We start from the raw sequence: 25,472 nt of genomic DNA on the forward strand, positions 1-25,472 counted from the left end.
GGAAAGGTTATCGTTCATAAAAGAGCCAATTCATGGTTTTTTTTAAAGGTTATTTTACGGTGAAACGTGCTGGCACCGCGACAGGCTCCCCCCACTTTGGCCTGTCTGAGCGCCGTTAGCCAGGGGATTACGCTGCATTTCTATCAGAATGCTTTTTTTTATATTTGCTTGCACTTACTCACACTCTGTGTAAATACCTGAGGGTTGTATTGACGTTCCCTGTAACTGTTGACAAATTGAAGCCTGAGTGAAAAAGGATGCAGATTTGTCTGATAGTGTTTCCTGCTTCAGCGTACCCCATCCGGTTTCATCTCAGCTGGGCCGACAGGCACCGCGCCATGCCATATTCAATTAAAAACAGGCAGGCGATAAGCACACAACACCACATCACTACTGGAGCAAAAGCATGAGTAATTCCCCGTCTAAGAGAGGGATGCTGAAGGTCGGTCTGAGTCTTATCGCTCTGACCGTTGCCGCTGGCGTGCAGGCTAAGACCCTGGTTTATTGTTCAGAGGGGTCTCCTGAAGGCTTCAACCCGCAGCTGTTTACCTCCGGCACGACCTATGACGCCAGTTCTGTTCCAATCTATAACCGCCTGGTCGAATTCAAAACCGGCACGACTGAACTTGTGCCTGGCCTGGCGGAAAAGTGGGATATCAGCGAGGATGGCAAAACCTATACCTTCCATCTGCGTAAAGGCGTGAAGTGGCAAACCACCAAAGACTTTAAACCCACCCGTGACTTCAACGCTGACGATGTGGTGTTTTCCTTTGAGCGCCAGCTGGATAAAAACAACAAATATCACGGCGTCTCCGGCGGTAATTACGAATATTTTGACGGCATGGACATGCCTAAACTCATCAGCAAAGTCGAGAAGGTGGATGACAACACCGTACGCTTCGTCCTGAACCGCGCTGAGTCGCCGTTCCTTGCCGATCTGGGCATGGACTTCGCTTCCATTATGTCTGCGGAGTACGCGGACAATATGCTGAAAGCGGGTACCCCGGAAAAGATTGACCTCAACCCGGTCGGCACCGGCCCGTTCCAGCTGCTGCAATATCAGAAAGACTCCCGCATTCTCTATAAGGCATTCGATCAGTATTGGGGCACTAAGCCAAAAATCGACCGGCTGGTGTTCTCCATTACCCCGGATGCGTCGGTACGCTATGCCAAGCTGCAGAAGGGTGAATGCCAGATCATGCCATACCCTAATCCGGCAGATATCGCCCGCATGAAGGAAGATAAAAATATCAACCTGATGCAGATGCCGGGGCTGAACGTCGGCTATCTGGCGTTCAATACCGAGAAAAAACCGCTGGATAACCTGAAGGTGCGCCAGGCGCTGATTACCGCCGTCAACAAGCAGGCGATTATTGATGCGGTGTATCAGGGAGCAGGGCAGACCGCCAAAAATCTGATCCCGCCTACCATGTGGAGCTACGACGATGCGGTGCAGGATTACGCGTACGATCCGGCCAAAGCGAAAGCGCTGCTGAAAGAGGCCGGTATGCCAGACGGCTTCTCCATCGACCTGTGGGCGATGCCGGTGCAGCGTCCGTATAACCCGAACGCCCGCCGTATGGCCGAGATGATTCAGAACGACTGGGCGAAAATTGGCGTTAAGGCCAAAATCGTCACCTACGAGTGGGGCGAGTATCTGAAGCGCGCCAAGGCCGGTGAACACCAGACCGTGATGATGGGCTGGACCGGGGATAATGGGGATCCGGATAACTTCTTCGCCACCCTGTTCAGCTGTGCGGCGGCGAAGGATGGCTCTAACTATTCCCGCTGGTGCTACAAACCCTTTGAAGACCAGATTCAGCCAGCCCGTGCCGAGGCCGATCACAACAAACGCATTGAGTATTACAAGCAGGCGCAGGTTGTGATGCATGACCAGGCTCCGGCGCTGATTATTGCGCACTCAACGGTGTACGAGCCGGTCAGCAAAAAAGTCTCCGGCTACGTGGTCGATCCACTCGGTAAACATCACTTCGAGAACGTCGATATTCAGGAATAAAGGTTGGGCCGGTCCGCCGGCCCGGTTCCTGAACGCTTCAGGGCCGCACCTGTCGGCCCAATTCCATTGCTGTATCGCTCGGAAGCAAAAATGGTAAAGGCGTCCTGCGGGACGTCGCGGTGAGGGTTTCCCCGCCGCTGGATGTGAGCAAATATAATCCCTCCGGCCATGAGTCGGGGGGAACTGGTGAGAATCATTATGCTTCAGTTCATACTCCGACGTTTGGGACTTGTCATCCCAACGTTTATTGGCATCACCCTGTTAACCTTCGCGTTTGTCCATATGATCCCCGGCGATCCGGTGCTGATTATGCTGGTCTCGGTGCAGCTCAACCTGACGCCGGTATCCGGGCGCATTGGTGACACGGTCTTCCTTGACGACAGCAAACCGCTTACCGGTTTTATGCTGATTGACACCCTCTTCTGGGGCGAGGCGGGGGATTTCAAGGACGCCGTCATGCATATGATCCTGCCGGCCATTGTGCTCGGCACCATTCCGCTGGCGGTCATTGTGCGCATGACGCGTTCGGCCATGCTGGAGGTGTTGGGGGAGGACTATATTCGTACCGCACGTGCCAAGGGGCTGACCCCGATGCGCGTCATCGTGGTACACGCCCTGCGCAACGCGATGCTGCCCGTGGTCACCGTCATCGGTCTGCAGGTAGGTACGCTGCTGGCGGGCGCCATCCTGACCGAAACGATTTTCTCCTGGCCAGGGCTGGGTCGCTGGTTGATCGATGCGCTCCAGCGCCGCGACTACCCGGTTGTACAGGGGGGCGTACTGATGGTGGCGACGCTGATTATTCTGGTCAACCTGCTGGTTGATGTGCTTTACGGCGTGGTTAACCCGCGCATTCGTCACAGGAAATAGGGGGCCAGGATGTCAATTATCGATCCGGGCAGCGTACCCGCTGCACCCACGCCTATGACTCCTCCGCAGGAGTTCTGGCACTACTTTAAGCGTAATAAAGGTGCCGTGGTGGGCCTGGTTTACGTGGTTATCATGTTCCTTATCGCCATTTTCGCCAGCGTCCTTGCGCCCCATGCCCCCTCAGACCAGTTCCGCGATGCGCTGCTGCATCCGCCGGTGTGGCAGGCGGGCGGCAGCTGGCACTACATTCTTGGCACTGACGATGTCGGTCGTGACGTGCTCTCCCGCCTGATGTACGGCGCACGGCTGTCGCTGCTGGTGGGCTGTCTGGTGGTGGTGCTGTCGCTGATCTTCGGGGTGGTTTTTGGCCTGATTGCGGGCTATATCGGTGGCGTCACCGATGCCATTATCATGCGCCTGGTCGATATTATGCTCGCGCTGCCCAGCCTGCTTCTGGCGCTGGTGCTGGTGGCGATTTTCGGCCCGTCGATCGTCAACGCCTCCATCGCGCTGACGTTTGTGGCGCTGCCGCACTATATCCGTCTGACCCGCGCGGCGGTGATGGTGGAGGTCAATCGCGACTACGTTACCGCCTCAAACGTGGCCGGCGCAGGTGCGATACGCCAGATGTTTATCAATATTCTGCCTAACTGCCTCGCCCCGCTGATTGTGCAGGCGTCGCTGGGCTTCTCCAACGCGATCCTCGATATGGCCGCGCTGGGCTTTCTGGGAATGGGTGCGCAGCCGCCGACGCCGGAGTGGGGCACCATGCTCTCCGACGTGTTGCAGTACGCGCAAAGTGCCTGGTGGGTGGTCACCTTTCCCGGTGTCGCAATCCTGCTGACGGTTCTGGCATTTAACCTGATGGGCGACGGCTTGCGTGACGCCCTCGACCCGAAACTCAAGCAGTAGAGGCATCCGATGGCATTATTAAATTTAGACCAACTGTCGGTCCACTTCGGCGACGCTAAGACGCCGTTTCGCGCGGTAGATCGCATCAGCTATCAGGTGGAACAGGGCCAGGTGGTGGGTATCGTCGGGGAATCCGGCTCCGGAAAATCGGTTAGCTCACTGGCGATCATGGGGCTGATTGACTACCCCGGCACCGTAAAGGCGGAAAAGCTGGAGTTTAACCAGCGCGATCTGATGCGCATCTCCGAAAAGGAGCGCCGCCAGCTGGTGGGGTCAGAAGTGGCGATGATATTTCAGGATCCGATGACCAGCCTGAACCCGTGCTACACCGTCGGCTACCAGATTATGGAAGCGATTAAGGTGCATCAGGGGGGCAACCGCAGTACCCGCCGCCAGCGCGCTATCGATCTGCTGAACCAGGTGGGGATTCCCGACCCGTCATCGCGCCTTGACGTCTATCCGCACCAGCTCTCCGGCGGTATGAGCCAGCGCGTGATGATCGCCATGGCCATTGCCTGCCGACCGAAGCTGCTGATTGCTGATGAGCCGACAACGGCGCTCGACGTGACCATTCAGGCGCAGATCATTGAGCTGCTGCTCGATCTTCAGCGTCAGGAGAATATGGCGCTGATCCTGATCACGCACGATCTGGCGCTGGTGGCCGAGGCCGCGCAGCATATCATTGTGATGTATGCCGGGCAGGTGGTGGAAACCGGTAAAGCGGTCGATATCTTTAAGGCGCCCCGTCACCCCTATACCCAGGCGCTGCTGCGCGCGCTGCCGGAGTTTGCGGCAGACAAAGCCCGGCTGGCCTCGCTACCAGGGGTGGTGCCGGGTAAATATGACCGACCAAACGGCTGTCTGCTTAATCCACGCTGCCCCTATGCTAACGACCGCTGCCGGGTTGAAGAGCCTGAACTACGTAATATTGCGGGGCGTCAGTCCAAATGTCATTACCCGCTGGACGATGCCGGGAGACCCACCTATGAAGCCTGAACAACATTCGACGCTGCTGATGCAGGCGATCGATCTGAAAAAACACTATCCGGTGAAGAAGGGACTGTTTGGCCAGGAGCGGCTGGTTAAAGCGCTGGACGGCGTCTCCTTTGACCTGGAGCGCGGCAAAACGCTGGCGGTCGTCGGTGAGTCCGGCTGTGGAAAATCGACGCTGGGTCGCCTGCTGACGATGATTGAAACGCCGACCGAAGGGCAGCTATTTTATCAGGGTCAGGATCTGCTCAGGCACGATCCGCACGCGCAAAAGCTACGCCGCCAGAAGATCCAGATCGTTTTTCAGAATCCCTATGGATCGCTGAACCCGCGTAAGAAAGTCAGCCAGATCCTGGAGGAGCCGCTGCTGATTAACACCGGCCTGAACAAAGCTGAGCGCCGCGACAAGGTGCTGGCGATGATGGCGAAGGTGGGCCTGAAAACCGAGCACTACGATCGTTATCCGCATATGTTCTCCGGCGGGCAGCGCCAGCGTATCGCTATCGCCAGGGGACTTATGCTGGATCCGGACGTGCTGATTGCCGATGAGCCGGTGTCGGCGCTGGATGTTTCCGTGCGCGCCCAGGTACTGAACCTGATGATGGATTTGCAGCAGGAACTTGGCCTCTCCTATGTATTTATCTCCCACGATCTCTCCGTGGTGGAGCACATTGCGGATGAGGTAATGGTGATGTACCTGGGACGCTGCGTGGAGCGGGGCAGTAAAGCCGCGATTTTTGCCAATCCGCGCCACCCCTATACTCAGGCCCTGCTTTCCGCTACGCCGCGTCTGAACCCGGACGAGCGCCGCGAACGTATCAAGCTGACCGGCGAGCTGCCCAGCCCGCTGAATCCGCCGCCGGGTTGCGCATTCAATGCCCGCTGCCACCGTCGGTTTGGTCCCTGCACCCAGTTTCAGCCTGGCCTGAAGCAGTACGGGGATCAGCAGATCGCCTGCTTCGCCGTGGACAGGGATGAAGGCCAGCCGATCCCCGGCTGACAGGAAAACCGACGCAGACGATAAAGGCTCTGCGTCGGTTCTCATTAGGAAAAATAAAGCATTCGCGAAGCGGGATGACGGCTCGCCCTGGTCTTTGCCCGGCGGCAGAAAGGCTAAGGTAAATAATTACCTGAGTAAAATAAGTGCGCTAAGCCAAATAATCTTAAGATCATTCTTCCGCCTGAATAATCCGGTTTTCTATTTTTACTATATAGTTAATTATCCAGCAAACTGATGTAATACAGGCGGCAAGAAGATTCTGATGCAAATAAAAATTGTATGTTATATTGCCGCGAAATTTCCCAATCAGCGCGGCAATTCCTATGAAAAGCTATGATGACCTTCAGCGTTTTAAAGAAAAAACGCAAACTAACCATATAGAATTCAAGGATATGTCTGAGCAAACGCGGCATGCCGATAATACGAACTGGGCGATCATTCGGCAGTTAATGACCGGGAGCGCAGAGTCCGCGCTGGGCAACGGTCAGCGTATTGACGTTGTTGTGCCGCAGCTGGCCGACGCACGGGCGTTTAGTCCGGCCAGCGTACCACCGCAAACTTTACCCGTGCAGGCTGCCCCGCCCGTATCACCTTCACAAAACGCGCCAGCGCAGGCTGGACATTCGGGGCTATCACCGTCGCAAAACGCGCCAGCGCAGGCTGGACCTTCGGTGTTATCACCGTCGCAAAACGCGCCTGCGCGAGCGGGGCAGCCGGAGTTATCATCGCCGCCCGCGCAGCAGCAGAGCGTGGCAGTATTTGCCGCCGCAAAGCCCGCCGCTCAGCCGGGAGGTTCGCTGCTTGACAATATTTCAGCCCTGCTCGGTCCGGCTGAATCGGCGTTGCAGCCACCAAACACTCACGATCTGGCCGCTGGCACGCAGCCTCCGTTTTCTACCGCGCAGACTCTTGCCGCTGGCACGCAGCCTCCGTTTTCTACCGCGCAGACTCCTGGCGCTGGCACGCAGCCTCCGTTTTCTACTGCGCAGACTCTTGTCGCTGCTATGCAGACGCCGTTTTCTCGCACTCAGCCTCAGCCTCAGCCTCAGCCTCAGCCTCAGCCTCAGCCTCAGCCTCAGCCTCAGCCTCAGCGCGCAGCCGTCCCGCAGACGGAGCAGGCGCGCTTCAAACAGTTATTCAACGCTACGCCTGCCGCATCGGCGGGACTGTTATCGAAAGACACCTTGCTACAACCCCTGCTGGAGAGAATCGCCTCATGCCGTTAGTTTGTGTTTGTTCTCCTAAGGGCGGCGTGGGTAAAACCACCCTGGCTGCCAATCTGGCCTATACGCTGGCCCGTGCGGGCAGCAAAGTGCTGGCCATAGATTTTGATGTGCAAAACGCCCTGCGCCTGCATTTTGGCGTGCCCCTGTCTGACGGGCGCGGTTTTGTGGCCAAATCGGCCGATGCGCCGGACTGGAGCCAGTCGATCCTCACCACCGGCGGCAATATTTTTGTTATGCCCTATGGGGAAGTGACAGAAGAGCAGCGTATCACCTTTGAACATAACCTGACCCACGACGCCAACTTTCTTATCCGCGGTCTGCACAGCGTGCTTAACTACCCTGGCCTGGTGATTGTGGCCGATTTTCCGCCCGGCCCTGGCCCTGCATTAAAGGCAATGTCAGCGCTTGCCGACCTGCATCTGGTGGTATTACTGGCCGATACCGCGTCGCTGTCACTGTTGCCACAAATCGAAAATGACAAAATGATTGGCGGCGCGCTTAACCATCGTGCGGGGCACTATTTTGTCCTGAACCAAAGCGACAGCCGCCGTAATATCAGCCGTGACGTCACCGCTTTTATGCAGCAGCGGCTTGGCGACAGGTTATTAGGCGTGATCAACCGCGATGAAAGCGTAGCGGAAGCCAATGCTTCACAGCAGTCTGTTTTTGAATTTAGTCCGGTTTCCAGCGCAGCCTTTGATATTGAAATTATCAGCAAACGCATTGCCGCACTGCTTAATATCACCGTCGGCGACGGTGAAATGCACGCTCCGCTACGATAGTGCACGCAGCACGGCACTAAAGGCAGGGAAAGCCGACATCCCGTGGCGTGCCTGCGCTACGACACAGAATAATAGTTTCGTTTCCAGGATGACTTATGAAAAAAGGCCTGTACTACCTTCTGCTACTGGTGTTATTTCCGCTGGCCGCAGTGATTGTGATCACGCCTATGGACAGCCAGAAGCAGTATATTTTTGGCCTGATCGGCATCGCGCTTTTATTTATGTTGGGCTTCAGCAAAAGCCGCAATGTCTCTATGGTCATGGTGTTTCTTTCTGCCCTGATGTCAACGCGTTATATATACTGGCGCGCGACGCAGACGCTGTCGTTTAATTCGGAAGTGGAAGCGATTCTGGGAATTGGTTTATTTATTGCCGAGCTGTATGTCTGGCTAATCCTCATTCTGGGCTACCTGCAAACATCATGGCCGCTAAAGCGAACCATTGAGCCAATGCCTGATGATATTCGCCTGTGGCCGACGGTAGATATCTATGTCCCCAGCTATAACGAAAGTCTCGACGTGGTGCGTGATACGGTGCTGGCCGCGCAGTGCATTGATTATCCGCGCGATAAAATCAAAATTTACCTGCTGGATGACGGCAAGCGCAGTGAATTCGCCGTTTTTGCCGCCGATGCTGGCGTCGGTTATATCACCCGCGATGATAACCGCCACGCCAAGGCAGGCAATCTTAACCATGCGATGCACATCACCAAAGGCGAACTGATCACCGTTTTTGACTGCGACCACGTGGCAACCCGCGCTTTCCTGCAGGCGACCGTCGCGCCCTTTCTGAAAGACCCTAAACTGGCGCTGCTGCAAACGCCGCACTACTTCTATTCGCCCGATCCTTTTGAACGCAATCTCAAAGCGGCGCGTGAAATCCCTAACGAAGGCGCGCTCTTTTACGGCCCGGTGCAGCAGGGGAATGATAACTGGAATGCCACCTTTTTCTGCGGCTCCTGCGCGGTGATCCGCCGTTCAGCGCTGGAAGAAATCGGTGGCTTTGCGACTGAGACGGTGACCGAAGATGCGCATACCGCGCTGAAAATGCAGCGCCGTGGCTGGAAGTCAGCCTTTCTTGCGCTGCCGCTGGCGGCAGGGCTGGCGACCGAGCGTCTCGGCCTGCATGTGGTGCAGCGTACCCGCTGGGCGCGCGGCATGACGCAGATTTTTCGCGTTGATAATCCCCTGCTGGGGCGCGGTCTGAAGTGGCAGCAGCGGCTGTGCTATCTCAATGCCATGCTGCACTTCCAGTTTGGCCTGCCGCGCGTGATCTTCCTGACCGCGCCGCTGGCTTACCTGCTGTTTAACCTGAATATTATTCACTCTTCGGCCAGCCTGATTTTTGCTTACGTATTGCCGCACCTGTTTATGTCGCTCTACGTTAACTCGCGCATGAATGGCCGCTTTCGCGCCACCTTCTGGGGTGAAATCTACGAAACGGTAATGGCGTTCCACCTGATTATCCCCACCCTGCTGACGATGATTTCACCGAAGCATGGCAAGTTTAACGTGACGGATAAAGGAGGGCTGCTGGATGTGGGCTTCTTCGACTTTAATATTGTGCGGCCGCACGTTATCTGCGCCACTCTGCTGTTTATTGGCGTGGTTTACGGCATTGTGCGCGCCGTGGCCCATGACTATTTTGGCGTCGATCCCTGGGTTATCGCGTTAAATGTCGGCTGGGCGATATTCAGCCTGATTATTCTGATGGCGGCCATTGCCGTCGCCCGTGAAACGAAGCAAACGCGTAAAACCATCCGCGTCGCGGTGACGCTGCCGGTGATACTCCACTACGCCAGCGGCATCAGCTCGCGCAGCACGACGGTCAATCTGTCGATGGGCGGGGCGCAGGTTATCGCCCCGGACAGCCGTCATGAAAGTGACGCTATTGAAGCGATAGATCTGATGCTACAGTCCGGCGCGATCTCTATCCCGGTGGGGATTATCGGCGCAGAAAAGGACGTTATTCGCCTGCAGTTTGATGAAATTCCCCTTTCACGCCGCCGTGAACTGGTACGCGTAGTGCTCTCCCGCGCGGATGCCTGGATTCGGCCTGAGGGGCCAAAAGATAAACCGCTGCGTTCGCTGCTGACCATCATTCGTACCGTATTCGAACTGTTCTGGCTGACCTGGAAAGACCGACGCAATAAAGATCAACGTCCGGCCGCTAAGGCTGAAGAGGATGGCGTAGCATGAAGCGACTGATATCTGTACTCTGCGTTGGGGGTCTGTTGACCCTGAACAGCGTATGGGCTGCGCCTGACAGCGTCACGCAGGATAGCGGTGCGCTATCAAGCATACCTCCACCTGCTGACGTCAGTACCCCGGCAGCGCAGGCCAGTGCTGACGCGGCGCAGTCCAGTGCGAACGCAGCACAGTCCAGTGCGAACACGGTACAGAACGGCGGACAGCCGCAGAGCAGCGCGGCTCCATCTGCGGATTTTGCGCCACTCCCGCAGAACAGCGCGGCAGACGCGGGCATAACACCGACCGACAGCGCGGCCCAGGCTGCGCCAGCCGAGGCGGCACCGACTGACAGCGCGCAGTCCTTCGCGCAGGAGAGCGCTGCGCCGCTACCTGCTGGTCTGCCGCCGCTGCCGCCCGTGGTTTCCGCCGCGCCGCCCGCGAGCAGCCTGATTACCAACCAGCCGCTCTCCAGCACCGTGACGGTCGGACAGATGGGCCAGCCCAGAGGAATACTGCTGACCGGCAGGCAGCTACAGTCCGGGATTGTCTTCACGCTGCCAGCGGATGAAGTGGTCACGAATGCGCGAATGAATCTGTCGCTTCGGGTTTCGCCCGCGCTGGCCGCCCGCAACACCTCCCTCCAGCTGATGCTCAATGGTCAGCCGCTGGGCACGCTGCCGTTAAGCGCCTCAGACAGCGCCAGCGAGGATTATCAGCTGGATATTCCAGCGGCGATGGTGGTTTCCAGCAATAACCTGAGCTTCAAAATCAATGAGGCCGACCAGCTGCTGTGCGAACGCGACAGCGCCAGCCTTTACCAGCTCACTATCCTGCCAAATTCGACGCTGTCGCTGGACGGGCAGCAGCTGAATATCGGCAACAGGTTGAGCAACTTCCCGCGTCCGTTTATCGATCCGCTGCGTATGACACCCTCCAGCGTTTCAATGATCTTCGGCCAGCAGATTACCCCGGGGGAGGTCAGCGCGGCGGCCACTGTCGCCTCCTGGCTTGGTATACAAACCGATTATCGCGGCATCGACTTTCCGGTCGTTCGTAACGATCTGCCGGAAAAAAACGGCGTTGTTTTTGCCCGTCCCGGCGAGATAATTGGTGGCCTGGCCGTTCCCCGCGTCTCAGGCCCCACGCTACAGATGGTCGACAACCCGCTTAACCCGGTTTACAAGCTGATGCTGGTGATCGGCAACAGCGACGAGGAGCTGCGCCAGGCCGCCTGGCGACTGACGCAGCCGCTGGACATGGACGCCTCAACGCTGGCCGTCGGGGTGCAGAACCTGCCGCTGCGCAAAGCCTGGGACGCCCCGCGCTGGATCAGAACCGATCGGCCGGTTCGCCTTGGTGAGCTGCTGCGTAAGGATCAAAGCCTGACCACCACCGGCATCGGGCACGATGCGCTGCGGGTAAACTTTCGGGCAGCGCCCGATCTGTTCCTCTGGGATGGCGATACGCTGCCGATCCAGGTGAACTACCGTTTCCCGTCCGAAAGCTGGATTGACGAGGATAAATCCTGGCTTAACGTCAGCCTGAACGGCACTTTTCTGCGCAGCCTGACCGTGAATAAGGTCGGCCTGCTGGAGAATATCTGGCACCGCCTGGGCGGCGATGCGCGGCTGGAAGAATATACCCTTAAACTCGATCCCTACCTGATTTACGGCGACAACCAGCTGCAGTTTTACTTCAACATTGCCCCAAAGGCCTCCGCGCCCTGTAGCGTGTTGACCAGTAATAACATTAAGAGCCATATCGAGGATGACGCTTATATCGATCTGAGCCATACCCGTCACTTTACCCTGCTGCCCAATCTCTCCTACTTTGTCGGCGCATCCTTCCCGTTTAGCCGGTTTGCCGACTATTCACAGACCGTACTGATGCTCCCTCCGTCACCGGGCAACGCGGAAATCAGCACCCTGCTGGATATGGCCGGACGTTCGGGGAATGCCACCGGCGTGGCGCTGAGCAATAATGTGGTGATGTTCGGCTTGCCAAAGGACGGTCAGCGTGATGAACGGCTGCATAACAGCGACGTGCTGGCGGTATCGACCCTGACGCAAACGGACTTCAATCAGTCCATGCTGGAAGGGACGCGCTACAGGATAAACGGCCACCAGCTGGGGGTAGCAGAACCTGGGCTGCTGGATAACCTGCGTAGCTGGCTAACCGGTGACTGGTTTGGTCAGGCGGTTGATGCCGATCGCTATCTCTCTTCGAACGATGCCTGGCGCGGATTTATCAGCTATCGCTCACCCTGGAACAGTACGCGGCTGGTGGTGATGACGTTAGCAACGAATGACAGCCAGCTTGCCCGTCTGCACGAGGATCTGACCCTGCCGCGCATTAACGCCGGAATACGGGGCGATACGGCAATCATCACCGATGAAAACGGCATTCGCAGCTTTCGCGTTGGCGCACAGTTTCCGAGCGGTCAGATGCCGTGGTACATGATGGTCGTATGGTATGCCAGCCAGCACGCGGTCGTGCTGGCGGTACTGGCGCTGCTGCTCTGTGCGGCGGTGGGACTCAGTACCTGCGCACTGCTCAGGCGTCACGCCTGGAAACGCCTGAACCCACAGCAGGACGCCCGCTCCTCTGGCGAGAAGAAGTGAAGACGATGATGAAAATTAAAACGCTCTCCGCCCTGTGCCAGCGCTGGGTGCCTGGCCTGACCCTGGCGGCCTCCGCGCTGGTTTTTCCCGCGCTGGCCGCAGAGGTGAATCCGGCCATCCAGGCGCTTTTCGACCAGGCTAACTACTGGCATCAGAAAGCCCATGACGAGCTGGCGCGCGATGCGCTGAACAAAGTCCTGATGGTCGATGCGTCTAACAGCCAGGCGATCTATCTGATGGCGCTCTGGGCGCAGCAGAGCGGCGATGAAGCCGCCGCGGCGAGGTGGCGTGCGCGTCTCAGCCAGCTTTCACCGCAGGACGCCCGGCTCGCCGAGCTGGACAGCGCGCGCCAGCTGCGTGCTATCCCGGCGGCGGAACTTACCCTGGCCCGTCAGCAGGCGCGCAGCGGCAACATCGCCGCGTCGTTACAAACCTGGCGTAACACCTTTAGCGGCAGCGAACCCCCCGCCAGCGTGGCTGCCGAGTATTATCTGACCATGGCGGGCGACCGCACGCTGCTGCCGCAGGCGGTGGATCACCTGCGTCAGTTTGCGGCTCAGCATCCCCAGGATACCGGGGCGAAGCTGGCGTTGGGTAAGGCTCTGACTTACCAGGAATCGACCCGGCGCGAAGGCCTTCAGCTGCTGGAAGGCATGGCTGACGGCAATGCGGATGCGGATCGTTCGCTGCGTCAGGCGCTGCTGTGGCTCGGCCCACAGCCGGAGGATGCGGCGCTCTATCAGCACTATCAGCAGCGTCATCCGCAGGATCGCGCGGTCGCCGATCGCTTCCGCAATGGCGCGGGAGGCGCCGAAAAAGGCGAGGGCTTTACCGCCCTGAACAGCGGTAACGTCACCGAGGCGCAGAGTGATTTTAATCGCGTCCTGCAAACCAATCCGCAGGATGCCGATGTGCTGGCGGGGCTGGGCTATGTTGCCCAGCGCAGCGGCAACTATGCGGCAGCGGCAGATTACCTCGATCGTGCGGCTAAGCAGGGGGGAGACAGCAGCCAGCAGCGGCAGCGACAGGCGGACGATGCCCGTTTCTACGCTCAGCTGGCGCAGGCTCAGCAGGCGATGAAGGACGGTAACAGCGATCGGGCGCTGAGCCTGAGTGAACCCCTGGCCCAGGCCGAAGGCGCGAAAGGCATCGCGGCTAAGCTGTTCCGCGCCGACGTACAGCGCCGCAGCAACCAGCCTGCGGCGGCAGAGCAGACCTACCGTGCGGTGCTGCAAAGCGATGCGGATAACCGCCCGGCGAAGGAGGGGCTGTTTTACGTGCTGCGCCAACAGAATCGCAGCGCGGAAGCCAGTACGCTGCTGGCGTCGCTGCCGGACAGCGTGCGTGCCAGCGTGACGCCGCATTCCGGCGCAACCAGCGATCCTGTTCGTCGTCAGGCGAAGCAGGCCCTGGCGGCGGGAAATCCTCAGCAGGCGATTACCCTCCTCCAGCAGGGGATGGCGCGCTATCCGGCCGACGCCTGGCTGCGCCTCGACCTGGCGCGAATTTATCAGCAGCAGGGCAATACGGCACTGGCCTCCGGCGTGATGCAGTCTTCGTTCCGCCCGGGCGCCAGCGACAGTGATATCTATGCCGGCGCACTGTTTGCCAGCGAAAACGGTGCCTGGCAGCAGGCCCAGTCGCTGCTGGCGCGCCTGCCCGCCCGGGCGCAGACCCGCGAAACCCGTCTGCTTTCCCGCCGGGTGAATTTTAATCTGCAAATGGCGGTTGCCCGGCAGTATCTGGCGCAGGGAGCCAGTGTCGCTGCCGCCAATACGTTTAAAGCGCTGGCGGTCAACCCGCCGGAAAGCCCGGTCGATGCCGGAAATCTGGCGCAGGGGCTGGCCGCTGTCGGGGATCTGACCACGGCGATCGCCGTGGTGCGAAACAACATGCAGCGCGGCGTACAGGGCAACGCGGGGGATTACGCCGCCCAGGTGGCGGTGCTGAATCAGGCGGGGCTGACGGAAGAAGCCGGACGGTTCCTCAACAGCCCGGAACTCCAGTCGCGCAGTACGCCTACTCAGCTTGCCAGTATTCAGAATGGCTATCTCATCAACGAGGCCGACCGCCTGCGTAATCAGGGGCAGTACGCGGCCGCATACGACAAGCTGATTGGCGCACTCCAGCACGACCCACAAAATGTCGATCTGATGTTTGCCATGGGTCGTCTTTATCAGTCCGGCAAGATGAACAAAGAAGCGGGCGTGGTTTATGACTATCTGATGACCCGCGATACGCCGGCCCAGGATGCGCGCGTGGGCGCGATCAACGTGGCGCTGACCAGCCACGATCTGCCGAAAGCGAAGAGCCTGATTGGCGGATTGCATGGTGAGCAGACGCCGGATCGGCTGTTGCTGATGGCGCGCGTGGCGGAGGCCGATGGCGATCACCAGCAGGCGCTGGCTTATCTGCGCACCGCGCGCGGCAAGCTAACCGGCATTCAGGGTGCCGAAACCGGCACCACGCCGGTGATTGGCGGCATGGCGCTGGCGGATAATCCCTTTATCAACCGCACCACCTCATCCCCGCGCCGCTCGCCTTCCACCTATGGCACGGTGATGCCGTGGCAGCAGGCTCCGGCAAACGACCAGGCTGCCGCGCAGACGGCGGACGTGGCAACCTCTCCACAGGATCAAACGCTGCATCAGGTGGATACCCTGATTGATGACCTGGAGACGCGAACCGGCAGCTGGATCCAGGGCGGTATGCAGGTTCGGGGACGCGATGGCGAATCCGGCCTGAGCAAGCTGACCGAGGCGAAAGCGCCGCTCACCTGGTCAACGGTGCCCTATGGGGATACGCGCTTCGACTTCACCCTGACGCCAGTCACGCTGAGCGCGGGCAGCGCGTCGGGGACCTCGGTTGCGCGCTTCGGTACCGGGGCGCTGGAGCAGGGCCGCATTGCCGCGCAAAACAACGTTGCACCGGGCACGGTGAATCTGGACTCCCCTGGTTCGCAGAACGCCTCCGGCGTTGAGGTGAACCTGGGGCTGACCAACGATAATTTCAAAATCGATCTTGGCTCCACGCCGCTGGGGCAGGATCTGAGCACGCTGGTGGGCGGCATTCAGTGGTCGCCTAAACTGACGGATTACCTGACGCTGATCCTGACCGGTGAACGCCGCGCGGTCACCGACAGCCTGCTCTCCTACGTTGGCGTGGAGGACAAGCTGAGCGGCAAACGCTGGGGGCGGGTCACCAAAAACGGCGGTAACGCGCTGCTGAGCTATGATAACGGCGATGCCGGCTTTTACGTCGGTGCCGGGGGCTATAGCTACCTGGGTGAGAACGTTGAGAGTAACCAGAGCATTCTGGGTCAGGCGGGCGCTTATGTCAGGCCCTTCCACGACGACAGCAGCGAGCTGAAAACCGGTATCAGCATGAGCTGGATGGACTTCTCAAAAAACCTCAGCTACTACAGCTACGGACAGGGCGGCTACTTCAGCCCGCAGGACTTTGTGGCGGTATCCTTCCCGGTGGACTGGAGCAAAAACTACGAGGATATGAAAGTCAGAATAGGCGGCTCGGTGGGTTACCAGTCCTACTCTGAGGATCGCAGCGCTTATTTCCCGACCGATTCAGCAAAGCAGGCCGAACTTGAGAGCTATGCCAATGCGGGTTACGCCACGGAGGCCTGGTATCAGGGCAGCAGCAAAAACGGCATCGGCTATAATCTTCATGCTGGTGCGGATTATAAGGTAAATAAAGACGTTACTATTGGCGGGCAGCTTGGCTACGACACCTTTGGTAACTATAACGAAAGCACTGCACAACTCTATTTCCGCTATATGCTCGGGGAAAAATAAGCATGAGTGAACCGACCGACCGCACCCTGGATTACTACCGGCAGCAGCAGTATCAGCCGGGCTGGTTTGACCTGCTGAGCGTGATCATTAACGGCATGCTGCGTAATGCTGGCGAACGTGAAAGTCATGCCTTTCTGCTGCAAATGGGGGACAACCTGGCCACCCGCTACCCTCTGGGCACTGCGCAGACCGTGGCGGATCTGGAACAGCAGATTAATCAGGTGCTGGCACGCTTTAACTGGGGCTTTGTCGAGATAGAGCCACGGGAGACCGCCATGGTGATTTGTCACATGGCGCTGCCGCCGGGTGATGACCAGTTTGATGCGCGCCAGTGGCAACAGGCGCTGGGGGCGGTACTGACCGGGCTATATGGTCGCTGGCTACAGGAACAGGGCGGTGCCCCAACGGTGCCGGTGGTATGCGAAGCGACGGATGCCGACGCCACGCTTAATTTTCGCTACCAGCGTTGAGGGTGATAATAATGAAGCTGCTGAGAACGAGCCTCATTCTGCTGCTGCTGGCTATCAGCTGCGCGCAGGCCAGCGCGGCTGACGGCTGGAGTACTTTTAAAACGCGCTTTATGACCAGCGACGGGCGCATACAGGACACGGGAAACAATAACGTCAGCCATACCGAAGGGCAGGGATATGCCATGCTGATGGCGGTATGGTACAACGATCGCAGCAGCTTCGACGGCCTGTGGCGCTGGACCCAGCAGCATCTGAAAAATCCGCAAAACGGACTGTTTTACTGGAAATACACGCCAGATTCGGCCAGGCCGATTGCGGATAGCAATAACGCCTCGGATGGCGACGTGCTGATCGCCTGGGCGCTGCTTAAAGCAGGGCAGAAGTGGCATAACAAAGCTTATCTGGACGCTTCGGACCAGATCCAGCGCGCTATTATCAGCCATAATGTTGTCACCTTTGGCGGCTATACGGTTATGCTGCCCGGCTCGCAGGGCTTCAATAAAACCAGCTATGTGGTGCTCAATCCCTCCTATTTTCTGTTTCCGGCCTGGCGTGACTTTGCCAGCCGCAGCCACCTGAAAGTGTGGGACAACCTGATCGACAGCGGCATGAGCCTGCTGTCTAAAATGCGCTTTGGTGAGACCGACCTGCCCGTGGACTGGGTGGCACTAAACGCTGATGGTACGGTCGCCCCGGCAACGGACTGGCCTCCGCGCTTTAGCTATGATGCCATTCGCATTCCACTGTATCTGTACTGGTACGACTCGCAAAGCCTTCAGCTGGTGCCGTTCCAGCGCTTCTGGATGAACTTTTCCCGTCTGCAAACCCCGGCGTGGATTGACGTAATGAGTAACAGCCGGGCGCCCTACGCCATGGCAGGTGGCCTGCTGGCGGTACGGGACCTGACGCTGAACGAGACAGGTAATATCAGCGATCGGCTGGATAACAGCGAAGACTACTACTCTGCAAGCCTGCATCTGCTGGCCTGGCTGGCGATGAAAGATCGTTGAGTCGCCCGCCTTTTTCCTCGGAAAACACCTAATCCACCGGATGAAGTCAGGGAGAACTTAACAAGCGGCCGTCATACGATATACTCAGGACAGTTTTTACCGCCCGTCCGGGGCGGCATCCAGGATGTCGGAGAACAGGCTTGCGCGTCAGTCGGTCATTAACGATAAAACAGATGGCGACGGTATCGGGAGTCTCGATCGTCACCATCTCAATTTTTATCGTCATTCAGCTTTTCCATTTTGTGCAGCAGCGCAGGGTTGACTATGCCCAGCAGATGGAAAATATCGCCCACACCGTTCGCCAGCCGCTGTCACAGGCGGTACTGAAGGCGGATATCGGTCAGGCCGGCGTCATTCTTGATTCGCTGAAGCCTGCGGGGGTGCTTGCCCGTGCGGAAGTGGTGTTACCTAACGGCCTGCACGTACTGCATACCGACTTTGCAGCGGAAAAGCCGGTTCCCCCTCTTATCGCCAAACTGTTTGAACTGCCGGTTCAGATAACCGTACCGCTCTATTCCGTCGAGCCCGCTAACCCAAAACCGCTGGCGATGCTTCGGCTGCGCGCCGACTCCTGGCGCGTCTATCAGTTTATCCTCAGCGCCCTCTCGACGCTGGTAACTACCTATCTGCTGCTGGCGCTGACGCTTTCTGTCGCCCTGAGCTGGTGCATCAATAAGCTGATTGTTCGTCCACTGCGCAGAATAGCCAACGAACTGCATGAGCTGCCTGCCCAGGATATTCTCGCCCATCGGTTGGCGCTGCCGCCCCGTCATCGGGACGACGAACTGGGGATGCTTATCCGCAGCTATAACTATAACCAGCAGGTTACGGCCTCGGCACACACTGAGATGAGCAGGCAGACGACGCGATTTGCCCTGACTAACCTGCCTAACAAGGCGCTGTTCCTTGCACTACTTGAAGAGCATCTGCAAACCGTCGCCGGGGATGAGGTCTTTACGGTAATAGTGGTGCGGATAGAAACGCTTCAGGACGCGAACGGCGTGGTCACGGACGAACAGCGTGATGCGCTGCTGCTGACGCTGCTGGAGAAAATGCGTCAGTGCATTGATGAACAGACGGTGCTGGGGCAGCTCTCACTGAGTGATTTTGTGCTGTTAGTGAAACGGGCGAATAACCCCTTCCGGGCAATCCGGCTGGCGCGCCTGCTGCTGATGCGGCTGAACCAGCCGGTGGCGATCCAGCATCTCTCGCTGCGCCCGAATATTAGCGTTGGTATGACCCAGCGGGCAGAAACGCCGCTGACCGCTCAGGACTTCCTCAGTCGCGCCGCATCGGCGATGATGTCAGCCCGACATCAGGGGAAAAACCAAATCCTGTTTTTCGAGCCGAAGATGACCGAGCGGGCGCATAAGCGCCTGACGCAGGAGCACGATATTTTGCAGGGGCTGGACGAGGGACAGTTCGCCCTCTATCTCCAGCCGCAGATCGATATGCGTAGCGGCGCGGTGGTTGGTGCAGAAGCGCTGCTGCGTATGCGCCAGCCGGACGGCAGCTGGTCGCTGCCCGAAGAGCTGATCGTGAATGCGGAAGAGATTGGCGTGATTGGTGCGCTGGGCCGCTGGGTACTTGAGGAGTCCTGCCGGGTGCTGGCCGCCTGGCAGAAGCGCGGTATTGACCTGGCGCTCAGCGTGAATATTTCTGCCACTCAGCTGCGCGAGCGCGATATGGTGGCGCATTTACAGGGGCTTATTCAGCGCCATCGGATTGACGCCGGTAGCCTGATGCTGGAAATTACCGAAACGGCGCAGATTGGCGAGCCCGCGCTGGCGCTGCGGCTGCTCCGCGAGCTACAGCAGGTGGGTATCCGGGTGGCGCTGGACGACTTTGGCATGGGCTACGCGAATCTGAACTGGCTGAGTCAGTTTAAGTCGGTGCCGATCAGCAAGCTCAAAATGGATCGCAGCTTTGTCTGTTCGCTGCCACAGGACGACACCATGGTGCGTATCGTGGCGGCTATCGCCAGCATCATCAAGATTGAGGTGATTGCCGAGGGCGTTGAAACCAGCGGGCAGCGCGACTGGCTGCTGGCGCGCGGCATCCATATCGGTCAGGGCTATCTCTATTCAGAGGCGCTGCCGGTGGCGATTTTCACCGAGCGCTATCTGGCAGGTTAGGTTCAATCCCTTCCGGCAGGGTGTGAAGTATCCCCTGTGGCAGGGTGAGTCGATCCCCCATGACAGGATGGATTCAATGCTGGCCGACGCCTCTCTCAATCCTCTCAGAGCGTCCCGCCACGGTCAGAAAAGGCCTCTCGGCTTTGCTTACGTGATGCAGCTCAAATAATGAAATGCAGAGCGGCGGCAAATTGTGTCAACTTATATCAATCCCGTTAACAGGGTGTTATTTTCGCAGAGCATTGTGATTATAACGAAAGCGATTTAACCCGCTGCCACCTGCCGTTAACGGATATTCTTATGAAAACTTCTCTGTTTAAGAGCCTTTATTTCCAGGTATTAACGGCGATCGCCATCGGCGTGTTGCTGGGGCACTTCTACCCCGAGCTGGGTGCCCAGATGAAGCCGTTGGGAGACGGCTTCGTCAAACTGATTAAAATGATTATTGCCCCGGTGATCTTCTGCACCGTGGTTACCGGCATCGCCGGAATGGAAAGCATGAAGGCCGTGGGCCGTACCGGTGCCGTGGCGCTGCTCTATTTTGAAGTGGTCAGTACCATTGCGCTGCTGATCGGGCTGGTGGTAGTGAACGTTTTGCAGCCCGGCGCGGGAATGAACGTAGACCCCGCGACGCTGGATGCCAAAGCGGTTGCCGTCTACGCGCAGCAGGCCGAGCAGCAGGGTGTCGTCGCCTTCCTGATGGATATCATCCCGGGCAGCGTTATTGGGGCCTTCGCCAGCGGCAACATCCTCCAGGTACTGCTGTTTGCCATTCTGTTTGGCTTCGCCCTGCACCGTCTGGGCGACAAAGGCACGCTGGTCTTTAACTTTATTGAGGGATTTTCCCAGGCGATCTTTGGCATTATCAATATGATCATGCGCCTGGCCCCGATCGGTGCTTTCGGCGCGATGGCCTTTACCATCGGTAAATATGGCGTCGGCTCGCTGGTGCAGCTGGGCCAGCTGATCCTCTGCTTCTATCTGACCTGCATCCTGTTTGTGGTGGTGGTGCTGGGGCTGATTGCCCGCGCGGTCGGCTTCAATATCTTCAGGTTCATTGCCTATATCAAAGAGGAGCTGCTGATCGTACTGGGCACGTCCTCATCTGAATCCGCGCTGCCGCGCATGCTGGATAAAATGGAAAAGCTGGGCTGTAAAAAGTCCGTCGTCGGGCTGGTCATTCCGACCGGCTACTCGTTTAACCTCGACGGCACCTCTATTTATCTGACGATGGCGGCGGTATTTATTGCTCAGGCGACCAACGCGCATATGGATATCATGCACCAAATCACGCTTCTGGTGGTGCTGCTGCTCTCGTCAAAAGGGGCCGCAGGGGTGACCGGCAGCGGGTTTATCGTGCTGGCTGCCACCCTTTCAGCCGTCGGGCATCTGCCGGTGGCGGGGCTGGCGCTGATTCTGGGTATTGACCGTTTTATGTCGGAAGCGCGCGCGCTAACCAACCTCGTCGGCAACGGCGTGGCGACCCTGGTGGTGGCAAAATGGGTTGGACAGCTGGATGAGCAACAGCTTAAAGCGACGTTGACCGCCTCTAAAAAGGGAAAAAAGCTGCCGGAAACCACGCTTTAATTCGCTAAATTGCTAAATATTCCCCAAAATGCCCGTCGCGACTTGCCCTCGCAGCGGGCATTTGCATAATAACCTGCATATCTTTTTAAGATTTTTCACTCAAAAATGCGACATCCTCGCCTCGTCGCGGTCTAAAAAGCTGCTTCGTTTTAAAAACAGCGGTTTTACAGAGTTATCCATCCTTGTGATAACCACAGGCCGCAGATTGTTAGTCATTTTTGGGTTTGTGATTGATTAGGGGTTCACATGCAGGGCACCAGAATTCGTCTTTTGGTTGGCGGGATACTGCTGGCCGTCGCCAGCATCACTGCGCAGGCTGAAACGCTCCAACCCGATCCTGCCTGGCAGCAGGGAAAGCTTGATAACGGGTTTAGCTGGCAGGTTCTGACCACGCCGCAGCGGCCGAGTGACCGCATCGAAGTGCGTTTGATTGTTAATACCGGATCGCTGGTTGAAAATACCGAACAGGCTGGCTTCAGCCATTTACTTCCGCGTCTTGCGCTTGTGCATAATGCGAAGCTCGACCCTGCCCAGCAGCGCGCGCTCTGGCAGCAGGCCATCGATTCTGAACATCCTCAGCCGCCCGCCGTCACGTCTTATGATTTTACGATCTACTCCCTGAGCCTGCCGAACAACAGGCCGGAGCTGCTGAAAGAAGCCATGAACTGGCTGGCGGCAACCGGGGGAAATATGACGATTAACGAGCAGACGGTGAACACCGCCCTCCAGGCCGACGATCCCGGCGCCAGCTGGCCTACCGATCCGCGCGATCCCTGGTGGCGCTACCGCCTGAAGGGATCGGTGCTGCTGGGTCACGATCCGTCGGCGGACACGCGAACGCCGGTCGATCCCGACAAGCTTAATGCCTTCTACAAGCAGTGGTACACGCCGGATGCCATGACGCTGCTGGTGGTGGGGAATGTCGACAGCCGTGCTCTGGTCGAGCAGATTGGTAAAACGTTCTCCCCACTCAGCGGTAAGCGTGATGTTCCTTCACCGATGCCCACGCTCTCCCCTCTGGCGCAGAAGCCGATCAACCTGGTGGGGAACAATACCCTCGGCCAGGATCGCCTGTCACTGGTGTGGGATACCGCCTGGCAGCCTATCCGGGACTCGCAGAATTTGCTGCGCTACTGGCAAAGCGACCTCGCTCGCGAGGCGCTTTTCTGGCACGTGCAGAAGATGCTCGCCGACAATAAAACGCAAAAAGCCCAGGTGGGGTTTGACTGCCGCGTATTTTATCAGCGCGCCCAGTGCGCCATTAATATGGAAACGGATAACGCCGCGCTGGGAAGCAACCTGACGTTGGTTGCTCGTGAGATGGCGAATATTCGCGACAACGGCCTGCCGCAGGATGAGTTCGATGCGCTGATGGCGCAGAAGACGGCTGAACTGAATAAGCTGTTTGCCACCTATGCGCGAACCGGCACTGACGTGCTGATTAGTCAGCGGCTGCGCTCGCAGCAGAATGCGGTGGTGGACATTGCGCCTGAGCAGTATCAAAAGCTGCGTCAGAGCTTTCTGGCAGGTTTGACGCTGCCAATGATGAATCAGGAACTGCGCCAGCAGCTTTCACAGGAACCAACGCTGGTGCTGATGCAGCCGCAGGGAGAAGTGGAAAATAACGTCGCCGGGCTACAGGATATTTGGCATAAAATCATGACCCCGATGCAGGTGACGCCATCGGGCGGCATTGAGGATACCCGTCCTGCGGTTTCCGATATTCCCCCCGCGCAGAACTAAGGCTTAAGGGCGGCGACAGGCCGCCCTTATTACGTCAGTCGCGGCTCAATTACGTCAGTCGCCGCTTAGCCACCTCTTACCAGCTTCGCGCGCGCAGCCATTCGTTCACCAGCATTGGCCAGCTGGCCAGCGGCAGGTCGGCGACGTTGCGGATGCCGAAGCCATGGCCGCCTTTTTCGTAAAAATGCAGTTCGCAGTTGACGTGGTGTTCACGCAGCGCGCTGAACATCACCATACTGTTATTGACCGGCACCGATTCGTCGTTAACCGCGTGGATCAGCAGCGTTTGTGGCGTTTGCGCCGTGACGCGCGTCTCCAGAGAATAAGCCTCGATTTCGCGCTGGGTAGGGTGCTCGCCTAACAGCCTCAGCCGCGAACCTTTATGTGCCAGCCCCTCACGCATACTAATAACCGGATAAACCAGCACCAGCGCGTCAGGCTTCGCCGCCAGCGAATCGGCAATATCCTGTACCGGATAGAGTTTTTCGCTAAAGCGGGTCCCTGCGCTGGCGGCGACGTAGCCCCCGGCGGAAAAGCCCATCATCACGATACGCTTACCGTTCAGACCGCGAGCCGCCCGGTGGCGCAGCACCCGAACGGCACGCTGGGCATCCGCCAGCGGGGCGTCTGCGGCTTCATGATGGCCATCCTGAGGAAGACGATAGGTCATCACCGCCAGCGTATAGCCCATCGCCGTAAAGAACATCGCCAGCGCGCTGCCCTCTTTATCAATCATAATACGCTCGAAGCCCCCGCCCGGCGCGACCAGCAGGGTCACGCCGTTGTCGCTCTTCTCCTCGGGATACCAGAACGCCAGTTCCGGGCAGCGTACGCCGCTGGCGGCACGATCGAAAGGCTCATATTCTCGCGCCAGGTCAATAATCTGCGGTTGCGCCCGTGAATCGCTGGCACCGGGTGCATCACCCTGCGGCCAGATATTAATAATTTCAGTTCTCATGGGCGCTCCTGATTTATATTCTTTGTAAGGGTGAGCCGCGAAGAAAAACGGAGCAGCAAGTCATATCGAATGGCTGAAACATTGCCCGTTTATTAATAATGCGTCCAGTTAAACAAAGGCGGGAATAGCCAGTTTCAGACTTATACCCAGGTATAATCGGAGGCGGGTTTTCCTCGGTTAATCAGGGGAGCATTCACGCGCGAATAACGCTAATCAATGTCTGATAAGTCGAATAATAAATTAATAAATATGCCCCAGCAGGGTTATTGCTGGCAGTAGAGTTAATCTGCTTTACGGATTCAGCGTAATATATTTCCTTCACGCAAATTAACAGGTATTACCCTGTGTCGATCAAGCGGAAATAACGAATATGGCGAATTGCCCCACGGCTAATTTTTTCCGCTCTTTATCCATCCGCTTACCATTTTCAACTGGCCCGCTCAGCGGTAGAGTGAACATCCTGAACCTGAACCTGAACGGGAGAGCAGCCAAATGGGTCGACTTGTAACGGTTACATTGGCACTCCTGCTGGTTTGCCTCTGCGCCCCGGCGCAGCAACCTGCCAGAGGTAAAGGCACAGCTTCATACCCAGCGCGCCTCTGCGCGGACGCAGCTGGCATGGGAAGAGCTTCAGCATCAGGCTGACCGGGCACTGGACGCTCCGCTTATGAGCGTAACGGAAAAGGGGCAGGTGCCGCTGGGCGGCACAAAGCATGACTATCTCAGCATTAGCGCGTATTGGTGGCCGGATCCGCATAATCCGCAGGGGCGCTGGATACGACGCGATGGGGAAATTAACCCTGCCAGCAAAAATAACCAGTCGGATGGTGTGAGGCTGGCCGCGTTTACCGCCCGTCTGCAATCCCTTACCCTGAGCGGCGCGGATGATCTATGGCGGCCAGCGCGGGCGGACAATCATCTGCACAGTCGGCGCTATCGGCGCGATATCGAAAAGGCTACTTTTACGCCGGGACATACTGATAGCGGGCATGCGCAGCGCGGCGCGCTAATTAGCGCCCGGCGTGATACCTGGCTGCTGGCGCTTCCTGATTTTAGCCCGCATTAATGTGAGCGCGTTCGCAGGCTAAAACCTTGCTAATCAACCCTGTCGGGTGCCGTTTCCTGTTCTCTGGACTATCTTTAGTGAAAGCCG

17 protein-coding genes are annotated in these 25,472 nt (G+C 58.0%); 16 read left to right on the plus strand and 1 reads right to left on the minus strand.

What is annotated here, in order from left to right:
- Positions 1 to 406 precede the first annotated feature (406 nt).
- The 15 genes from dppA (at position 407) to AC4PCC_RS00505 (ending at position 23,361) form a co-directional block, all read left to right on the plus strand.
- Complete coding sequence (gene dppA / locus AC4PCC_RS00435) at positions 407 to 2,017, plus strand: dipeptide ABC transporter periplasmic-binding protein DppA (protein ID WP_492126038.1); 1,611 nt, start codon at positions 407 to 409, stop codon at positions 2,015 to 2,017.
- A 198-nt stretch (positions 2,018 to 2,215) separates the two neighbouring features.
- Positions 2,216 to 2,887 (plus strand): ABC transporter permease subunit, encoded by a 672-nt coding sequence (locus tag AC4PCC_RS00440; RefSeq protein ID WP_492126039.1) that lies wholly within the window; start codon positions 2,216 to 2,218, stop codon positions 2,885 to 2,887.
- Between the two features lie 9 nt (positions 2,888 to 2,896).
- The gene (gene dppC / locus AC4PCC_RS00445) at positions 2,897 to 3,799 is read left to right on the plus strand and encodes a dipeptide ABC transporter permease DppC (protein ID WP_492126040.1); all 903 of its coding nucleotides are present in this window, start codon (positions 2,897 to 2,899) and stop codon (positions 3,797 to 3,799) included.
- A gap of 9 nt (positions 3,800 to 3,808) precedes the next feature.
- Entirely contained in the window at positions 3,809 to 4,795 is a 987-nt protein-coding gene (gene dppD, locus AC4PCC_RS00450; protein WP_067700335.1) for a dipeptide ABC transporter ATP-binding protein, read from the plus strand.
- A complete protein-coding gene (gene dppF, locus AC4PCC_RS00455) occupies positions 4,785 to 5,789 on the plus strand; it encodes a dipeptide ABC transporter ATP-binding subunit DppF (RefSeq protein WP_492126041.1) in 1,005 nt (334 codons plus the stop codon). The genes dppD and dppF overlap by 11 nt, the downstream gene beginning before the upstream one ends.
- Before the next feature lie 323 nt (positions 5,790 to 6,112).
- Entirely contained in the window at positions 6,113 to 7,015 is a 903-nt protein-coding gene (gene bcsO, locus AC4PCC_RS00460) for a cellulose biosynthesis protein BcsO (protein WP_492126042.1), read from the plus strand.
- Positions 7,006 to 7,797 carry a cellulose biosynthesis protein BcsQ gene (gene bcsQ / locus AC4PCC_RS00465; protein ID WP_067700324.1) on the plus strand — a complete coding sequence of 264 codons (792 nt, stop codon included), beginning with the start codon at positions 7,006 to 7,008 and terminating at the stop codon, positions 7,795 to 7,797. Before bcsO ends, bcsQ begins: the two co-directional genes overlap by 10 nt.
- Before the next feature lie 95 nt (positions 7,798 to 7,892).
- Positions 7,893 to 9,995, plus strand: coding sequence for a UDP-forming cellulose synthase catalytic subunit (bcsA, locus tag AC4PCC_RS00470; RefSeq protein ID WP_492126043.1), 2,103 nt, complete (start codon positions 7,893 to 7,895; stop codon positions 9,993 to 9,995).
- Positions 9,992 to 12,607, plus strand: a complete 2,616-nt coding sequence (gene bcsB, locus AC4PCC_RS00475) for a cellulose biosynthesis cyclic di-GMP-binding regulatory protein BcsB (protein ID WP_492126044.1) — start codon at positions 9,992 to 9,994, stop codon at positions 12,605 to 12,607. Before bcsA ends, bcsB begins: the two co-directional genes overlap by 4 nt.
- An 8-nt stretch (positions 12,608 to 12,615) precedes the next feature.
- Positions 12,616 to 16,416 (plus strand): cellulose biosynthesis protein BcsC, encoded by a 3,801-nt coding sequence (locus AC4PCC_RS00480; protein ID WP_492127600.1) that lies wholly within the window; start codon positions 12,616 to 12,618, stop codon positions 16,414 to 16,416.
- A 2-nt stretch (positions 16,417 to 16,418) separates the two neighbouring features.
- Entirely contained in the window at positions 16,419 to 16,886 is a 468-nt protein-coding gene (bcsD, locus tag AC4PCC_RS00485; RefSeq protein WP_492126045.1) for a cellulose biosynthesis protein BcsD, read from the plus strand.
- Between the two features lie 11 nt (positions 16,887 to 16,897).
- Positions 16,898 to 17,896, plus strand: coding sequence for a family 8 glycosyl hydrolase (locus AC4PCC_RS00490; RefSeq protein WP_492126046.1), 999 nt, complete (start codon positions 16,898 to 16,900; stop codon positions 17,894 to 17,896).
- 140 nt (positions 17,897 to 18,036) lie between these two features.
- A complete protein-coding gene (hmsP, locus tag AC4PCC_RS00495) occupies positions 18,037 to 20,031 on the plus strand; it encodes a biofilm formation regulator HmsP (RefSeq protein WP_492126047.1) in 1,995 nt (664 codons plus the stop codon).
- A gap of 300 nt (positions 20,032 to 20,331) precedes the next feature.
- Positions 20,332 to 21,618, plus strand: coding sequence for a dicarboxylate/amino acid:cation symporter (locus AC4PCC_RS00500; protein WP_067700308.1), 1,287 nt, complete (start codon positions 20,332 to 20,334; stop codon positions 21,616 to 21,618).
- A 246-nt stretch (positions 21,619 to 21,864) separates the two neighbouring features.
- Positions 21,865 to 23,361 carry a M16 family metallopeptidase gene (locus AC4PCC_RS00505; RefSeq protein WP_492126048.1) on the plus strand — a complete coding sequence of 499 codons (1,497 nt, stop codon included), beginning with the start codon at positions 21,865 to 21,867 and terminating at the stop codon, positions 23,359 to 23,361.
- Between the two features lie 76 nt (positions 23,362 to 23,437).
- On the opposite strand, the gene AC4PCC_RS00510 is transcribed toward AC4PCC_RS00505, so the two are convergent.
- Positions 23,438 to 24,319, minus strand: coding sequence for an alpha/beta hydrolase (locus tag AC4PCC_RS00510; RefSeq protein ID WP_492126049.1), 882 nt, complete (start codon positions 24,317 to 24,319; stop codon positions 23,438 to 23,440).
- A gap of 667 nt (positions 24,320 to 24,986) precedes the next feature.
- On the opposite strand from AC4PCC_RS00510, the gene AC4PCC_RS00515 reads away from it, so the two are divergent.
- A complete protein-coding gene (locus AC4PCC_RS00515; protein ID WP_492126050.1) occupies positions 24,987 to 25,385 on the plus strand; it encodes an alginate lyase family protein in 399 nt (132 codons plus the stop codon).
- Positions 25,386 to 25,472: the final 87 nt, after the last annotated feature.

It is taken from the genome of Erwinia sp. L03-1 (assembly GCF_058686115.1).

Coding starts and splice junctions, on each gene's coding strand:
- dppA (WP_492126038.1), top strand. CDS start 407: ATGAGTAATTCCCCGTCTAAGAGAGGGATGCTGAAGGTCGGTCTGAGT.
- AC4PCC_RS00440 (WP_492126039.1), top strand. CDS start 2,216: ATGCTTCAGTTCATACTCCGACGTTTGGGACTTGTCATCCCAACGTTT.
- dppC (WP_492126040.1), top strand. CDS start 2,897: ATGTCAATTATCGATCCGGGCAGCGTACCCGCTGCACCCACGCCTATG.
- dppD (WP_067700335.1), top strand. CDS start 3,809: ATGGCATTATTAAATTTAGACCAACTGTCGGTCCACTTCGGCGACGCT.
- dppF (WP_492126041.1), top strand. CDS start 4,785: ATGAAGCCTGAACAACATTCGACGCTGCTGATGCAGGCGATCGATCTG.
- bcsO (WP_492126042.1), top strand. CDS start 6,113: ATGAAAAGCTATGATGACCTTCAGCGTTTTAAAGAAAAAACGCAAACT.
- bcsQ (WP_067700324.1), top strand. CDS start 7,006: ATGCCGTTAGTTTGTGTTTGTTCTCCTAAGGGCGGCGTGGGTAAAACC.
- bcsA (WP_492126043.1), top strand. CDS start 7,893: ATGAAAAAAGGCCTGTACTACCTTCTGCTACTGGTGTTATTTCCGCTG.
- bcsB (WP_492126044.1), top strand. CDS start 9,992: ATGAAGCGACTGATATCTGTACTCTGCGTTGGGGGTCTGTTGACCCTG.
- AC4PCC_RS00480 (WP_492127600.1), top strand. CDS start 12,616: ATGAAAATTAAAACGCTCTCCGCCCTGTGCCAGCGCTGGGTGCCTGGC.
- bcsD (WP_492126045.1), top strand. CDS start 16,419: ATGAGTGAACCGACCGACCGCACCCTGGATTACTACCGGCAGCAGCAG.
- AC4PCC_RS00490 (WP_492126046.1), top strand. CDS start 16,898: ATGAAGCTGCTGAGAACGAGCCTCATTCTGCTGCTGCTGGCTATCAGC.
- AC4PCC_RS00500 (WP_067700308.1), top strand. CDS start 20,332: ATGAAAACTTCTCTGTTTAAGAGCCTTTATTTCCAGGTATTAACGGCG.
- AC4PCC_RS00505 (WP_492126048.1), top strand. CDS start 21,865: ATGCAGGGCACCAGAATTCGTCTTTTGGTTGGCGGGATACTGCTGGCC.
- AC4PCC_RS00510 (WP_492126049.1), bottom strand. CDS start 24,319: ATGAGAACTGAAATTATTAATATCTGGCCGCAGGGTGATGCACCCGGT.
- AC4PCC_RS00515 (WP_492126050.1), top strand. CDS start 24,987: ATGAGCGTAACGGAAAAGGGGCAGGTGCCGCTGGGCGGCACAAAGCAT.